This is a genomic window from Pandoraea terrigena, assembly GCF_902459705.1.
Lineage (GTDB): Bacteria > Pseudomonadota > Gammaproteobacteria > Burkholderiales > Burkholderiaceae > Pandoraea > Pandoraea terrigena.
This window is the reverse complement of the sequence record NZ_CABPRU010000018.1, coordinates 11,101-25,112: the sequence shown is the minus strand read 5'-3', so window position 1 is coordinate 25,112 and position 14,012 is coordinate 11,101. Positions and strand designations below refer to the sequence as shown.

Annotated in this window: 13 protein-coding genes; 3 read left to right on the top strand and 10 right to left on the bottom strand. The window is 65.2% G+C overall.

The window, feature by feature from the left end; genetic code table 11:
* Positions 1 to 86 precede the first annotated feature (86 nt).
* The 3 genes from rarD to PTE31013_RS23760 all read left to right on the top strand — a co-directional run bounded on the left by rarD (position 87) and on the right by PTE31013_RS23760 (position 2,130).
* On the top strand, positions 87 to 1,007 hold the full coding sequence (gene rarD / locus PTE31013_RS23770; protein ID WP_150615112.1) for an EamA family transporter RarD: 921 nt from the start codon (positions 87 to 89) through the stop codon (positions 1,005 to 1,007).
* 124 nt (positions 1,008 to 1,131) lie between these two features.
* Positions 1,132 to 1,386 (top strand): hypothetical protein, encoded by a 255-nt coding sequence (locus tag PTE31013_RS23765; protein WP_150615111.1) that lies wholly within the window; start codon positions 1,132 to 1,134, stop codon positions 1,384 to 1,386.
* 282 nt (positions 1,387 to 1,668) lie between these two features.
* Positions 1,669 to 2,130 carry a universal stress protein gene (locus PTE31013_RS23760; RefSeq protein ID WP_174978707.1) on the top strand — a complete coding sequence of 154 codons (462 nt, stop codon included), beginning with the start codon at positions 1,669 to 1,671 and terminating at the stop codon, positions 2,128 to 2,130.
* Between the two features lie 85 nt (positions 2,131 to 2,215).
* Here the strand turns inward: PTE31013_RS23760 and PTE31013_RS23755 are convergent, their stop codons facing one another.
* From PTE31013_RS23755 to PTE31013_RS23710, 10 genes are all read right to left on the bottom strand, one after another.
* Positions 2,216 to 3,082 carry an alpha/beta hydrolase gene (locus PTE31013_RS23755; protein WP_150615109.1) on the bottom strand — a complete coding sequence of 289 codons (867 nt, stop codon included), beginning with the start codon at positions 3,080 to 3,082 and terminating at the stop codon, positions 2,216 to 2,218.
* Between the two features lie 2 nt (positions 3,083 to 3,084).
* Positions 3,085 to 3,966, bottom strand: coding sequence for a DUF4118 domain-containing protein (locus tag PTE31013_RS23750; RefSeq protein ID WP_150615108.1), 882 nt, complete (start codon positions 3,964 to 3,966; stop codon positions 3,085 to 3,087).
* A gap of 177 nt (positions 3,967 to 4,143) precedes the next feature.
* Complete coding sequence (locus PTE31013_RS23745) at positions 4,144 to 4,962, bottom strand: M55 family metallopeptidase (RefSeq protein WP_150615107.1); 819 nt, start codon at positions 4,960 to 4,962, stop codon at positions 4,144 to 4,146.
* Positions 4,963 to 4,986: 24 nt separating this feature from the next.
* Positions 4,987 to 6,123 (bottom strand): DmpA family aminopeptidase, encoded by a 1,137-nt coding sequence (locus tag PTE31013_RS23740; protein ID WP_425495595.1) that lies wholly within the window; start codon positions 6,121 to 6,123, stop codon positions 4,987 to 4,989.
* Positions 6,124 to 6,143: 20 nt separating this feature from the next.
* Positions 6,144 to 7,052, bottom strand: coding sequence for a glutathione ABC transporter permease GsiD (gene gsiD, locus PTE31013_RS23735; RefSeq protein WP_150615106.1), 909 nt, complete (start codon positions 7,050 to 7,052; stop codon positions 6,144 to 6,146).
* 10 nt (positions 7,053 to 7,062) lie between these two features.
* Positions 7,063 to 7,983, bottom strand: coding sequence for a glutathione ABC transporter permease GsiC (gene gsiC, locus PTE31013_RS23730; protein WP_150615130.1), 921 nt, complete (start codon positions 7,981 to 7,983; stop codon positions 7,063 to 7,065).
* A 98-nt stretch (positions 7,984 to 8,081) separates the two neighbouring features.
* Positions 8,082 to 9,641 carry a glutathione ABC transporter substrate-binding protein GsiB gene (gene gsiB / locus PTE31013_RS23725; protein WP_150615105.1) on the bottom strand — a complete coding sequence of 520 codons (1,560 nt, stop codon included), beginning with the start codon at positions 9,639 to 9,641 and terminating at the stop codon, positions 8,082 to 8,084.
* Positions 9,642 to 9,764: 123 nt separating this feature from the next.
* Positions 9,765 to 11,651 (bottom strand): dipeptide ABC transporter ATP-binding protein, encoded by a 1,887-nt coding sequence (locus tag PTE31013_RS23720; protein ID WP_150615104.1) that lies wholly within the window; start codon positions 11,649 to 11,651, stop codon positions 9,765 to 9,767.
* A 117-nt stretch (positions 11,652 to 11,768) separates the two neighbouring features.
* A complete protein-coding gene (locus PTE31013_RS23715; protein WP_150615103.1) occupies positions 11,769 to 12,725 on the bottom strand; it encodes an isoaspartyl peptidase/L-asparaginase family protein in 957 nt (318 codons plus the stop codon).
* Complete coding sequence (locus PTE31013_RS23710) at positions 12,722 to 13,828, bottom strand: MurR/RpiR family transcriptional regulator (RefSeq protein WP_150615102.1); 1,107 nt, start codon at positions 13,826 to 13,828, stop codon at positions 12,722 to 12,724. Before PTE31013_RS23710 ends, PTE31013_RS23715 begins: the two co-directional genes overlap by 4 nt.
* Positions 13,829 to 14,012 lie beyond the last annotated feature (184 nt).

Genomic DNA, 14,012 nt, shown 5'->3' with positions numbered 1-14,012 from the left:
GCTCCGATCGGGTGCAAATTTGCTATGCTCGCGTCCTGATCCGGGCCTTGCCCCTTCGCTACCCCGTTCCCGCTCACAGGACGCCCATGCTTTCCGGTCGCGGCGTGATGCTCTCTGTCTCGGCATCCGTCATGTTTTCCGTCATGCCCGCGCTCGTCGCGCAACTGACGCCCCTGTCCGGGCTGGATGTCTTCGCCTGGCGCGTCCTGCTCACACTGCCCGGCGCGCTTGTCATCGTGACGGTACTGCAACGGTGGCATGTGCTGCGCAGCACGCTCTCGCACGTGTTGCACCGCCCCGCGCTGCTTGGCGCGGTCCTGCTGTGCGCGGCGCTGCTGAGCGTTCAACTCTGGCTGTTCGTCTGGGCACCGCTGCAACAGCGGCTGCTCGACGCCTCGCTCGGCTACTTCCTGTTGCCGCTCACCATGGTGCTGGCCGGCCGCACGGTATATCGGGAGCGTCTGAACCGATGGCAGACGGCCGCCGTAATCGTCGCCGCGCTGGGTGTGGCCCATGAACTCTGGGCGACGCACGCGTTGTCCTGGGTCACGGCGCTCATCATGTTTGGCTATCCGCCCTACTTCTTGCTGCGCCGCCGGCTGAGGCTCGACGCCCTCAGCGGCTTCGTCCTGGAAGTGCTCGCAATGGTACCGGTCGCCGCCGTCGTGCTCTGGCAGGCGTGGCCGCAAAATGCCATGTTGCTCAGCGAGCCGCGCTACTGGTTCTGGTTACCCGCGCTCGGCCTGCTCAGCGCCAGCGCGCTGGCAAGCACACTGGGTGCCGCACGCTTGCTGCCCATCGGGCTGTACGGCATTCTCGGGTACGTGGAGCCGGTGCTGCTGTTCGCCGTGTCGATCTTCGTGCTCGGCGAGCCTTTCACGGCACGCGGTCTGTGGACGTACGTGCCGATCTGGTTCGGCGTTGCCCTGGTCGTGTTCGACAGTCTGCGCACGCTGCACCGCCAGCGACAAGCCAGTGCGGCGACCCGCACCGACATGTCGACTTGAGGCCGCCGCGATCCGTTACGCCTCCCTTGCCCCTCGCGTGAGGCGTCGCCCCAAACACGGGCACGTCCCCGTGGCACGGACGCAGCACCGCGCTATACTCGCGAGAGCTTACAAGACGACGCTTATGAAAAATCTCATCAAGATCGCCACGCGGCTCTCCTCGGGGATTCTTGCGGTTGCGCTGTCCGCTTGCGGCTCGTCGGCGCCGCTGTTCGCCGCGGACGGGCGTCCCACCCAGCAAATCCAGTGCTCGGCCAGCAGTGCCGGCGATTGCGTTCAGCGCGCCCGCACGCAATGCGCGCAAAAGGGCTACGACGTGCTCACGCGCGACGTGACGGGCGGTGTCGCCAATCTCGTGATCGCCTGCCAACCGAACTAAGTTCGCCAGTCCCTTGCTCGCCGGCCGCCGGGCGTTCCAGAGGGTGAGACGCGTGCCCCTCTCGGCGCCCGGCGCCCCGGCATGCACGCGCAGGCCCGTGGCATTCCGATGGATCCTTGCGTGCGGTCAATGCCACGCCATCTAGCGAGATGACTTTCAACGCACGCAATGCGAGAATGAAAAATATCCCGGCGGATTGTCGTATATCTGTCGTACATCGGGTTAGCGATGCCGTCCAGGCGGCAAGCCTTCACCCCCTTCCAGCTCAAAGAGGACACCATCATGTACGAACGCATTCTGGTTTCGATCGACGGCAGTAATCCTTCGAACCGCGCCATCGACGAAGCGGTCAAGCTCGTGGCGCTCAGCCACGGCAAGATTCGCCTGGTGTCGGTCGTCCCCTCGCTCGCCAACGCCTATGCAGCCGGTGCCTACAGCGGCTTCGTACCGATGGAGAGTCAGGAGTCGTTCGAGAAGGAAACGGCGGAAATTCTCGCCACGGCACACGCCGGCCTGAAGCAGCGCGGCGTGGATGCCGAGACGAAGATGATTACGCTCGAAGCCGGCACCGATGAAATCGCCGACGCCGTGCTGCGCGAAGCGCAAGAATGGAACGCCGACGTGATCGTGCTCGGCACGCACGGCCGTCGCGGGATCAACCGTCTGCTGTTGGGAAGCGTGGCCGAAACACTGGTGCGCATCACCACGCTGCCGATCCTGCTCGTCAAGGCCGTCGACAAGTAAGCCCCCAGTCACTCGGCCAGTGCCGGGATCGCCGGTGCAAGCCCACGACGGCACGCTCCCCAGCGTGCCGTTGTCGTTTTGGCACTCAGGCGGCGTGACGGCGCTTGGCGCGCAATAGCGCCTTCGAGAGGATGCGCGTCTCGGAGGTGGCGGCCCCGGTACGACGCGCCACGGCGTCGCGGAAGAAGCGACGCGTCTCGTCGGCAACCGTTTCACGCTCGTTGTCCATCGTCACAATGTGATAGCTCTCGCCGAGCAGGCACTTCTGCTTCACTTGGGACGACACGCCTTCGTACACGATGCGCGCGTTGTGCGGGCTCGACGTGTCGTCATCCACCGCGTGAATGACAAGACAATCCGCCGTCACCCGATGCAAACGCTCGCGCACATGGGCGGCGAGTCGTCGCGCGTTATAGAGGTGCGCGAGCGGCAACGATGCCGAGCCGATCTCGGACGCGTCGTTCAGCGACATCGATTTCGCCACGCGCGCGCGCAACGCTTCGTTCTTCAGGCCGAACGGCGCTCTCTCGCGGTAACGATAGTAATGGCGCAGCGGCGTATGGAAGGCCAGATCGATGAGCGGGTAGTACCACGGGATGGTCCAGCCGTCGTACACGAGGGTGACGGAGAGCAGCGAGAGCGCCGTCACGTCAGGCGCTTCCTCCGCGACGGCCAGGCACAGGGTGGCGCCGATACACAAACCGCACAGCGACACCGTCGCGTGCGTCGCCCGTAGTTCGCGATACGCCTCGCGCGCGGCCGCAACCCACGCGCGCCAGTCGGTACATGGCGCCCCGAGTCCATAGCCTTCGATGTGCGGCACCCAGACGGTGTAGCCGTCGCGATGCAACGCCTTGGCCACCGGACGCATTTCGAGCGGCGTGCTCGACAGCCCCGGCAGCAGCAGCACTGCGTGTTGGCCGCCCTTGTAGAAGATATCGTCCTGGAACACGGTCAAATCCCGCCTGAGACGACGGGCGTCTCGTTGACATCGCGCGCATTGGCCGCTGGGGTGAGCGTTTGCGCCGGAGCGACCGGACGCACCGTTGGCCCGGCATGCAAGCGCAAGATCACGTACGTGCCGACGTGCGCGCGGAAATACTGTAATTCGCAATGGCACATTTCGTAGCTGCCGTCACGCGTGCGGATGCGCAGATTGTGCGCGCCATGTTGGGGACGCTCGCCGTCGGCAGTGAAAAGTCCTGCCAGACGCTGTGCGTCCTCGGGATGAAGCATCGCACGCAGCCCCTCGCGCTTGACAACCTCGGGCGCGACGCCCGTCGCCCGGCGAAAATGCTCGTCGATGTATTCGTAATGTGCCACCGGATTGGACAGATAGAAGATCGAATCGAGGTGTTTCGTCAGATACGTCATCAATGCGTTGCCCAGTTGCACCGAGTCGGACAGGAGCATGCGCTCGTTTTCGGCGCGCAGCAGCATCTCGTAGCGCGTCTGTGCGACGTCCGCGATCAACTCGGCACGGTATTGGGCACGACGCAGGCGCTCGATCAGCGCGACCGCAAGCGGTGTAATCAACAGGAAGCCGGAGACAATCAGCACGTCGCGACGGTCGAACTGGCCGATGTCGCGAAACGGCGGCACGAAGAAGAAATCGAAAATCGGGATGCTGATGATCATGGCCATTATCGCCGGCCCCAGTCCCCACATGAACTCGACAATGATGACGGCACACGTAAAGAAAATACCTGGCATCGAGTGATCGAGCACCGGATGCAGCAGGCTGCGCACAAGAAACGCAGCCAATACTACGAGCAACGCCCCGACGTATCGCCTCGCGCCGGGTTCAGCCCAACGTCGGGCGTTTCTGATATCCATGATTCCTCGCCCGGCCCCGCCGGCGCACAATAATCCAGGCTGCGACCGATGGTGCAGCGCTTCCGTTACCAAATGTTACGGATTATCGCACGCCAGACCTTGACATTCCCTGACGGTGAACCCTGTTTCAGTAGCGACTTAACAACATGCGGCCGGCGGGTACCGCGCGAGCGACGCTCAGCGCAGGATGACCGACATTGCCGAGAGGCAGTTCAATATCCGCACCGCCGCCTCGACGCTCGGCGCAACGAACTGGAGCGTCACACCGTCGACGCGCTCGAGCGTCGGCCATTGGCAGAAGAGATCGGCCAGCGCGGTAGTCTGCGCCTGCAGGCGCACTTCGACGGGCGTCTCGACCCGGTAGGCATGCCAGGTGCGCGGGTCCGCGAGCGATGCCTTGGCGGCGTCGCGGATCAGGTCGCACGACTGGCTCGGGCTGAGCGTCATGCCGCTGCCCTGCCCCCAGGCCGCTTTCGTCTGCACGAAATGCGCGTGGGGGAAGATCAGTTGCGTCTCTTCGCAGAAGACATCGTCACCGCTGGCCATGACCATCGGCACGCCGCGCTCGCCGGCGAGCGCACCATAAAGCATGGCCTCGCTCGCCTCCACCCCCGCCAGCCACACGCGTGCAAAAGCGAAGCTGTTGATCGTATGCGCCAGGATCCCGGCACTCTGTGCGCGGCTGTGGTAACCGATCATGAAGAGCGCATCGCAGCCGGCCTCCACCCCGGCCACCATACCGAGATACCGCGGCTTGCCCAGCACGAGGCGGGCGCGCGGATCGAGTTCGTCCGGCAGCAGGTTGCGAAAACCACCGTGTGAATCGTTGACCATCACCTCGGTTGCCCCGCCCGCAAACGCCCCTTCGACAGCGGCGTTGGCCTCGCGCGTCATCCAGCGGCGCGCATGTTCGTATTCGCCGTTGCCGGCCCGGGTCTGTTCGGCGTGGAAGACGCCCGCGACGCCTTCGATATCGGTGGAGATCAGGATTCGCATGATGTCGGCAATGTCGTGAATGGCCTACAGCGACGCCCAGTCGGGCAGCACGTCGGCGAGAGCTCGGCGCACGTGCGCATCGCGCCCGAGTACCGACTCGGCCGCAAAGAGCGCGTGCAGGATCGCCTGTTCGGTGGCGTCCGCCGTGGCCTGGAAAATCGGATCGAGCAAGGGGTCGGGCACGAGCGCGGGGGGGGCGATGCGGCCCGTCGCGTCATGCGGCACCGTATAGCTCGTGGTGAAGGCGAGTGCGACATCGCCGCTGCCGTGGCCGTACACGGACCCGGTGCGCGCCAGTCCGACACCCGTACGCGTGGCAACCCGGCGCAACTGGCGCGCATCGAGCGGCGCGTCGGTGGCCACCAGCATGATGATCGAGCCGCGCTCGGGGGCCGCGCTCAACGCCGGCTCCGCCAGACGCGCATCGAGCACTGGCCCGACATGACGCCCGGTAATCGTCAGTTGCGACGGACGGCCGAAGTTCGACAGCACGAGCACGCCGACGGTAAAGGTCGCCCCGGCCGTCTCCACTACGCGCGACGCGGAGCCGATACCGCCCTTGAGGCCGAAGCTCGACATGCCTCGCCCCGCGCCGACCGCCCCCTGGGCGACATCGCGCGACGCGTTCGCCAGCGCCTGCGCGTAGTGCGCTTCGCTCACGGCGAACGCCTGCATATCGTTGAGATAGCCGTCGTTGCATTCGAGCACGGTGGGATTCAGTGACGGACCGTCACGGCCAACCTCCGGATTCGCCACAACCGCCGCGCGCAACTGGCCAAGCACTACGTGGCTGACGGAAAACGTGTTGGTGAGCGCCACCGGGGCTTCGAGCACGCCGAGTTCGTCGATCTGCATCAGACCGACGCTCTTGCCGAAGCCGTTGATGACGGCGGTGGCCGCCGGAATCTTGGCGCGGAACGGATCCCAGCCGGCGTCGGGCGCGGCCGCATCGGCTGAGGCGGACGCCGTGGTGCCGCCAGCGTCGGCGGGTGTCGGGCACACGACGGTCACGCCGGTCTGCACGGGCCCTTGGGCGAGCGTGACATGACCGACGTACACCCCCGGCACGTCCGTGATCGCGTGGCGCGGCCCGGCCGGCAGGTGGCCCACGTAGGGCGCGCCGAACAAGGCGTCGCGCGGCGGCGGCGATGGCGGCGTCATGGGGCGCTCCAGCGGGGTCATCAGTGCCGGTCGAGCTTCGGATCGAGCGCGTCGCGCAGGCCGTCGCCCAGCAGGTTGAACGCGAGCACGGTCAGGAAAATGGCCAGGCTCGGGAAGATGGCGATGTGCGGCGCGTTGACCATGTCCGCACGTGCCTCATTGAGCATCGCGCCCCACTCCGGTGTAGGCGGCTGTGCGCCCAGGCCGAGGAACGACAGGCTCGCGGCCGTGATGATCGACGTGCCGATACGCATCGAGAAATACACGACGATGGACGACACCGTGCCCGGCAGGATGTGCCGCATGATGATGGTCCAGTCCGACGCCCCGATGGAGCGCGCCGCTTCGATATACGTCAGGTGCTTGAGCACCAGCGTGTTGCCGCGCACGAGTCGCGCGAACGCCGGGATCGAGAAGATGGCGACGGCGACGATCACGTTGATCATGCCGTTCCCCAGCACGGCCACCACGCCGATAGCGAGCAAAATGCCCGGGAAGGCGAAGAGCACATCGGAGATGCGCATGACGATACGGTCCCACCAGCCCTCGTAATAGCCGGCGAGCAGCCCGAGCACCGTACCGATGATCGCACCGAGCGCAACCGAGCCGAACCCGGCGGCCAGCGAAATGCGCGTGCCCGCGATCACGCGGCTGAAGATGTCGCGTCCCAGCGAGTCGACACCGAACCAATGCGTTGCCGACGGCCCGGCGTTCAGTGCGTCGTAATCGAAGTAGTTTTCCGGATCGAAGGGCACGAGGTGCGGCGCGACGATCGCGATGACGACCAGCACCAGCACGAACGCCCCGGCGACCATGGCGATGTGCTGCTTCTTGAATTTGCGCCAGAATTCACGCCACGGCGTGCGCACGCGCGTTTGGCTGACGGATGCCGCCGTGTTGACGGCCGTAGTCGATTGACCCGCGTTCATGATGCGTGCCTCACTTGTAGCGAATGGTCGGGTTGATGACGGCGTACAGCACGTCGACCACGAGGTTGATCAGAATGAACTCGAGCGAGAACAGCAGCACCAGCGCCTGGATCACCGGATAGTCGCGCATCTCGACCGAATCGATCAGCAGACGCCCGAGCCCCGGCCAGTTGAAGACCACCTCGACGACAATCGAGCCGCCGAGCAGGAAGCCGAACTGCAAGCCCATCATCGTGACGACGGGAATCATGGCGTTGCGCAGGGCGTGCTTGAACACCACGCGCATTTCATTGAGCCCCTTCGCGCGCGCCGTGCGCACGAAGTCTTCGTGCAGCACGTCGACGAACGCCGAGCGGGTGAAGCGCGCCATCACGGCCGCCACCGCCGCGCCGAGCGTGATCGAGGGCAGGATGTAGCTCTTCCACGAATCGGCGCCCATCGTGGGCAGCCAGCCGAGCTGCACCGAGAAAACCTGCATCAGCAACATCCCCAACGCGAAGGCCGGGAACGAAATGCCGGAGACGGCGAACGTCATGCCCAACCGGTCGGGCCAGCGGTTACGCCATACGGCGGAGGCCACCCCGAGGCCCATGCCAATGACCACCGACCAGATCATGCTCACCAGCGTGAGCCACAGCGTCGGCATGAAGCGGCTGCCGATCTCTTCGGAGACCGGCTGCTTGCTGCGCATCGACAAACCAAAGTCACCACGCACCGCGTGCGTGATGAAGTTCGTGAACTGCGTGAGCAACGGCTTGTCGAGGCCGAGATCCTGGCGCACCAGCGCGACGGTCGCCTCGTCCGCCTGCGGGCCAGCCGCCAGACGCGCCGGATCGCCCGGCAACATGTGCACGAAAGCGAACACCAGCACTGCCACGATCAGCAGCGTGGGAATCAGGCCGAACAGGCGCTTGAGAGAGTAATTGAGCATCGCAGTCTTGCCGAACGTCTTGCCAAACCATGTCTTGCGGTAAACCGCGCCGCCGGCCATCGCTGGCGGCGCGGGCACGTCACACTTGCGCGCGGCGCTTACTTCATCGAGATATCGGTGAAGTTGAACGAACCATCAGGCATCGTGTAGACACCCGACAGGTTCTTGTTGCGCGCATACAGCAGCTTTTCCGTTACGAGGAACGCCCACGGTGCATCGTTCCAGATCTTCTGCTGGGCATCGGTGTAGAGCTTGGACTTCTCGGCACGGTCGGTCGTGAGCAGCGCCTTTTTGAAGTCGGCATCCACCGCATCGTTCTTGTAGTACGCCGTGTTGAACAGCTTCGGCGGGAACGACTCGGAGGCCAGCAGCGGACGCAGCGCCCAATCGGCTTCGCCCGTCGACGACGACCAGCCCACGTAGTACATACGCACCGGTGCCTTGTCGGGATCCGGCGCCGACTCGACGAGGTCGACACGCTGACCGGCTTCGAGCGCGCGCACCTGCGCCTTGATGCCGACCTGCGCCAGTTGCTGCTGCACGAACTGGATCACCTTCTGCGCGGTGGTGTAGGTGTACGCCGACCACAGCGTCGTCTCGAAGCCGTTCGGGTAGCCGGCTTCCTTGAGCAGTTCCTTCGCCTTGGCCGGATTGTACGGCCACGGGCCGGTCTTGGCCGCGTAATCGACCCCCTTCGGCACCACGCCGTTGGCCGGCGTTGCGTAGCCTGCGAAGGCCACCTTCACCAGGGCGTCCTTGTTGATGGCGTAGTTGATCGCCTGACGCACGCGCACGTCGTCGAACGGCTTCTGGCGAGTGTTGAAGCTGATGTAGCGCTGGATGATCGACGGGCCCGCGATCACATCGACCTTGTTGCTGGCCTTCAGGCTGGCGGCCTGCTCATAGGGCAGCGGGAATGCGAAGCTGGCTTCGCCGGTCTGCATCACGGCGGCGCGCGTATTGTTGTCGACGACCGGCTTGAAGGTGATCGTGTCGACCTTCGGATAGCCCTTCTTCCAGTAGCCGTCGAACTTCTTCACCTTCACGTAATCGGTGCGGTTCCATTCGACGAACTCGAACGGGCCAGTGCCGACCGGGTGCGAGGCGATGTCCTTGCCGTACTTCTTGAGCGCCTCGGGCGAGATGATCACGGCCGACGGGTGGGCCAGCGTGTTGATGAACGGCGAGAACGCTTCCTTGAGCGTGAACTTCACCGTGTGCGGATCGACCACTTCCGTCTTGGCGATTTCCTTGTACAGGTTGTAGCGCTTGAGCTTGTTGTCCGGGTTCGTCACGCGGTCGAAGTTCGCCTTGACGGCGGCGGCATCGAAGGTCGTGCCGTCCTGGAACTTCACGCCCGACTTGAGCTTGATCGTGTAGACGAGGCCATCCGGCGACACCGTGTAGCTATCGGCGAGCACGTTGATGAGTTTCATGTCCTTGTCGAAACCGAACATGCCCTCGTAGAACGACTTGGCAACGGCCTGTGACAGCGTATCGTTGGCGTCGTACGGATCCATCGTCGTGAACGTCGACTGCACGGCCATCACGACATCCTTGGCGGCGAACGCCGGGGCTGCACCGAGCACCGCGGACGCCATGGCAACGGACGCGATCGCGGTTTTCCAGCGAGCGCCCAACAAAGCGTTTTTCGACATCTGTCTTTCTCCTTCTTGTCTGACGGGGTCGCCGCGAGCGAGTCTTGCGACTGCGTCCCTTGGCGGGCATTGTGACTACAACGAGAACTGCAACTAGGTACTGCCTGAGCTACGGGATCAAGATCAATACACGCCGGCCACACGGTGACGCGCCACGAAGTGTCCCGCGCCGACTTCCACCAGCGGCTGGACCTGCGGTTCGTCGCCGACCGCGCGGATCGGGCTGGGAATCTCTTCCGTCAACAACTCGCGCTTGGCGTGACGACGCGCGGGATCGGCAATCGGCACCGCCGACATCAGCTTCTTCGTGTATGGATGCTGCGGGTTTTCGAAGATGGCGCGGCGCGGACCGATCTCCACGATCTGCCCGAGGAACATGACCGCCACCCGATGGCTGATACGTTCGACGACCGCCATGTCGTGCGAGATGAACAGGAACGCAATGCCGAAATCCTTCTGCAGGTCGAGCATCAGGTTGATGATCTGCGCCTGCACGGACACGTCGAGTGCCGAGACGGATTCGTCGGCGATCACGACCTTCGGCTTGAGGGCCAGCGCCCGCGCAATCGCAATGCGCTGACGTTGACCGCCCGAGAACTCGTGCGGATAGCGCTGGGCATACTCGGCCGGCAGTCCAACGCGTTCGAGCAGCTCGGCCACGCGCTTCTCGGCGTCGGCCCCGCTGGCCACGCCATGCACGAGCAGCGGCTCCATGATCGAGAAGCCCACCGTGAGGCGTGGATCGAGCGAGGCGAACGGGTCCTGGAAGATGAACTGGATGTCACGACGCAGCCGCTGCAGGGCGCGCCCGGCAAGGTCCTGGATCGGCTTGCCGCCGAACTCGATGGAGCCGCCCTGGCTGGCGACCAGGCGCAGCAATGCGCGCCCCGTGGTCGACTTGCCACACCCGGACTCGCCCACGAGACCCAGCGTCTCGCCCGGGTACAGATCGAAACTCACACGCTCGACGGCGTGCACGCGCTGCTTCACGCCGCCGAAGAACCCCGACGGCACGTCGAAGCGAGCCACCAGGTCCTTCACCCGCAGGATCGGGCCGGCATCGGTCTTGACCGGCGGTTGCGGGGTTTGCGCCACCGGCGTGACATCGGCCGGGGCGTCGTAGCGCAGCAGCGGAAAACGCGCCGGCAGGTCGGTCCCCTGCATCGAGCCCAAACGCGGCACGGCGGAGAGCAGCGCCTGGGTGTAGCGCTCGCGCGGCGCCGCGAAAATCTCGCGCGAGGGCCCTTCTTCCACCGGGTCGCCGCGATGCATGACAAGCACGCGGTCGGCCACTTCCGCCACCACGCCCATGTCGTGCGTGATGAACACGACGCCCATGTGCATCTCGTCTTGCAGCGCGCGAATCAATTGCAGGATCTGCGCCTGAATCGTCACATCGAGGGCGGTCGTGGGTTCGTCGGCAATCAGCAGGCCCGGCTTGCAAGACAGCGCCATCGCGATCATGACGCGCTGACGCATCCCGCCCGAGAGCTGGTGCGGGAAGCGGTCGAGCACGCGACGCGCCTCGGGAATGCGGACGAGTTCGAGCATGCGAAGTGCTTCGGCGCGCGCGGCGGCGGTGTCCATGCCCTGATGCAGGCGAATGGATTCCGCAATCTGCTCGCCCACCGGGAACACCGGGTTGAGCGACGTCATCGGCTCCTGGAAGATCATCGCCATGTCGGCACCGCGAATGCTGCGCATGGTGCTGCCGCTGGCGCGCGTCAGGTCGACGAGCCGGCCGTTGCGGCGGCGCATGACCATCGAGCCTTGAGCGATGCGCCCGCCCCCGGTCTCGACAAGGCGCATGGCGGCCAGCGACGTCACCGACTTGCCGGAGCCCGACTCGCCGACAATGGCGAGCGTCTCACCTCGGTCGACATGGAAGGACAGGTCGCGCACGGCCGTGACCAGGCGCTCGGACGTCGCGAACTGCACGGTAAGGCCGCGCACGTCGAGCACGCGCTCGTCGGGCAACGAAATCGTAGGGGTTGTCTTGCGCTCTGCCACGCCTGTCCTCGCTAATCTTCGCTTGCTGGTCTGAATCTTGATACGGCGCGATGCCGGGTGATACTGGGTGATACCGCGGATCAGGCCAATGCGGGCCGGACCCTGCGCCTTCGCGCGTTACTCATGAATGGCCGTCACCGGTGTCTCGCCCACCCGCGCCACGCCGCGATACATCCCTTCGGTATTGAAGGGCAGCGCGACGTTGCCACGCGCGTCCACCGCGATCAGGCCGCCTCGGCCCTGCACACTCGGCAGACGCGCTTGAACCACGCGCTCGGCCGCATCGGCGAGCGACAGGCCGGCGTAGGCCATCAGCGCGCCCACTTCGTAACAGGCCACCGTGCGGATGAACGCCTCGCCGGTCCCCGTCGCCGAGACGGCCGCCGTCGCATCGTTCGCATAGCAACCAGCGCCGATGAGCGGCGTGTCGCCCACGCGGCCCACTGCCTTGTTCGTCATGCCCCCGGTGGACGTCGCCGCCGCCACGTGCCCATGCATGTCGCATGCCACGGCGCCCACCGTCCCGAATTTGGTGTCCGGATCGATCGGCTCTTTCTTGAGCGGCATGTCGTGGTCGAGCGCGACCGCCGCATCGGCCAGCGCGCGTTGCCATTGGCCGTAGCGCGCTTCGGTGAAGAAGTATCCGGACTCGACCAACTCGGCCCCGTTGGCCGCCACGAACGCTTCCGCGCCCTCGCCCACGAGCAACACGTGCGGGCTGTGTTCGAGCACCATGCGGGCGGCGAGAATCGGGTTGCGCACGCGATGCACGCAAGCGACAGCGCCCGCGTCGAGCGTGGTCCCGTCCATGATGGCGGCGTCGAGTTCATGCGTGCCTTCGTGGGTGAACACGGCGCCACGACCCGCATTGAAGCGCGGGCAATCTTCGAGGTGACGCACCGCCTCGGTGACGGCATCCAGCGCCGAGCCCCCAGCGGCGAGCACGGTCTGGCCCGCGCGCAAGGCGTCGGCCAATGCCTCGTGATAGGCCTTGATTTCTGCCGGCGAGGTGTCGCGGCTGATGGTTCCGGCGCCGCCATGAATGGCGATGACCGCGCGTTGGGCGTGACTCATGAGGCGTTGTCCTTTCTGTCCTGCGGGCCCGGCGCGAGGCCGGGCGTGACCGCTGGGACCGGGTTCGGTGGGCTTTGCGGCGTGACGCTGGCGGCAACGACTGCACTCGTCAACACCTTCGCTGTAGCACTGACGGCCGCTGAGCGTTGTGGCGTGATGACGCGGCCCACGGCGGGTCCTGCCGGCGCGTTAGCCAAGCGGCTTGCCGCAGTCGCTTGGGCCAGCGAAGCCGAATCGAGCCACGGCAGCAGGAAATCGGTGAGTTCGGTCGCACGATCGACCGCGTGTTTGGCGCGTTGGGCAACGGCGTCGCACAGCGCGTCGATCATCGCCAGCACACTCGCTTCGGAGTTACTCGACAGACGCGGCTTGCTGCGCACGAAGATCACGATGTCGCCAAGCGGCGCCAAGGGTGATGTCGGGCTGTCGGTGAGCACCATCACGGGCACGCCGCGTCCGCGCAGGCGCTGGCAAAGCGTGATGGTGTCCGTGACGTAGCGCGGGAAGGCAAGCGCGATCACCAGGTCCCCCTCGCGCAGTTTGAAGAGTTGTCGCGCCGCATGCGTCGATCCGCCCGCGCCGACCACCGCCTGCACGTTTTCGCAGTACGGATCGAGACCGTGATGCAGCAGGCCGGCGAGATAACCACTCGCGCCCAGACCAAGCACGTAAATGCGACGCGCCTGCAGGATCGCATCGACCGCGCGCTCGCAGGTGCTGGCATCGAGGGCGCGACGTGTCCACTCGAGGTTTTCGGTGGTCTGTGCCAGGGACGCAGCCATGACATCGGCGCTGGCGCTCGCCTGCGCTTTGCTCGTACGCAGGCTTTCGATCGGTGCCAGCGTCGCCTCGAATCCCCGTACCATCGCGGCCCGGCACTGCGGATAGCCGTCGAAGCCGAGCGCACGCGCAAAGCGATTGACCGTCGCCAGCGACACGCCGACGGCGTCGGCAAACTCGTCGATGCGCATGGTCGCCGCACGAAACGTGTTATCGAGCACGAACGCCGCCATGCGCTGCTGCGCGGGCGTCAGATCGGGCATGGCACGCACGATGCGCTCAGTGAGCGGCAGATCAGCGGGCAACGAATCGGCATCCATCATGGAACAGTGCAGTCTAGGGGTGACGAAGAAAGTATATTTTCATTGGCACCCCGTCAAAAGAAAAAAAATAGTTCAAATGTCCCCAAGGCACCCGCAGAGCCTCCCCGAATCTCGCGCAACCCCTGTCAAAACAAGGGGGCAGCCCGACATGAGACCGCAAAAAGCGGGCATACTAGGGGAAACC